Origin of the sequence: Floccifex sp. (assembly GCF_051873555.1) — a bacterium.
GTDB lineage: Bacteria > Bacillota_I > Bacilli_A > Erysipelotrichales > Erysipelotrichaceae > Floccifex.
On the sequence record NZ_JBJEEY010000112.1, the window covers coordinates 1 to 1673 of the forward strand.

Genomic DNA, 1673 nt, shown 5'->3' on the forward strand with positions numbered 1-1673 from the left:
CTTTCATCTTATCATATTTAGAAATCATCATTTTGGTTATTTTTTACATCATTTCATTTATTATTTACATATAATCAATTGTGAAAACAAAGTGACATAAAAAAATGTGTGGCTTTCCATTTTAAGTCATTCAAAATATCTGAAGTACCGAGAGGACAAATTAGTAGTTCATGTTTTTTTAAATAGACGAAAATTCTTTGTATTCTTTTATCGTAAATGATGACATAGTTTATGAGTAGACATTTATTAGGTTTTCCTATATTTTATAAATATGATTTTACATTTATATAATTGGGGTGGAAGAGAATAAATTTCTATTTTCTTGTTTATGTAAAATATAAAGGAGAAAAAGAAATATGAATGCATTTTATTTAGAACCCATTACCAATCAAAAAGATAAATCCATTTTTATAAAAGAAGTGCAAATTGCTTTTCAGAAAGCTTATGAAAATGAATATGGTCCATATGATCAAATGATTCTTCCTATCGAAGACATTGAAAAATCATTTAATGCACCTGGTTCAATAGCTTATTTTGCCTGGGAAAACAAAAAGAGAGTAGGGGGTGTTATTGTTGTTATTAATGAAAACACACAATACAATTTTCTTCATCTTTTATATGTAAATCCATGGATTCAAAATGCGGGATACGGTTATAAAATCTGGAAATCTATAGAAAAAATATATTTAGATACAAAAATCTGGGAAACACATACACCTTATTTTGATAAACGCAATATTCATTTTTACGTAAATCGTTGTGGATTTAAAATTGTGGAATTTTTCAATTCTAAACATAAAGATCCTCATCAACAGGATGAGACCACTGGAAATATTCCAGCAGAAAATAATTTATTTTTTCGATTTGAAAAAGAAATGACAAAGAGTGTAGTTTGAATCCAATTCAAACTACACTCTTTCATTAAAAATCAATATAAAGCCAATAATTCTTTAACATAATCCACATCACAATTTAAAGCTTTCGCAATAAATTCATCCTCAGAACCCATCTTTTTTAAATTCTGAACCAATGATACTTTTTCTTCCAGTTTTCCTTCGACTTTTCCTTCTGCTTTTTTTTGTTTCCAAATCTTTCTAAAGCTTCACACATATCATTTTCCTCCACATTTCCGGTTTTCAATTGTTTGACAGCTTCTTTAAGTTCTATCGTTTTCATATCTCGATAATCACTGCATCCAAAGTCATACATCAATAAACCCAGCTCATCACTTCCTCGATATTGTCCATTGACAACCATTAAATGCATTCGATCATTAAATGGACTGTTATCTAATTGTTTAATTGTTCTTTCTACTTGATAAACTGGAAATCCCTTTTTATAGATATCTTCTTCTGTTATAAAGATGACATGGATTTCTCTGCATTCATCATATCTCATATTCTTCTTTAAATATTCGATATCCAGAACACTGGCATAGTAGCGAAGTCTTTCGGGTTTGGCATTGTTTCTTTCCATTTCGATATCGTATATATTTCCTTTTGTATCTTCAATAATGACATCACAAACAATAGATTTAGACAACACCTGTTTTAGATCTTTTTGGATTTCATATCTTTTGATTTGTATATCCGTTTGATTCAATACAATATTCAATACTTTTTCTAATAATTTCTTATTGTTTCGAAACAATATACGCATGAACAGATCATCAA

General features: G+C 28.3%; 2 protein-coding genes. One reads left to right on the top strand and one right to left on the bottom strand.

Annotation, left to right across the window (positions count from 1 at the left end):
* The first annotated feature begins 356 nt into the window (after positions 1 to 356).
* Positions 357 to 896, top strand: a complete 540-nt coding sequence (locus ACI32A_RS06390) for a GNAT family N-acetyltransferase (RefSeq protein ID WP_439754204.1) — start codon at positions 357 to 359, stop codon at positions 894 to 896.
* Between the two features lie 118 nt (positions 897 to 1014).
* On the opposite strand, the gene ACI32A_RS06395 is transcribed toward ACI32A_RS06390, so the two are convergent.
* Positions 1015 to 1673, bottom strand: a 659-nt coding sequence (locus tag ACI32A_RS06395; protein WP_439754205.1) for a PD-(D/E)XK nuclease family transposase, incomplete at its 5' end; no start/stop codon positions are given.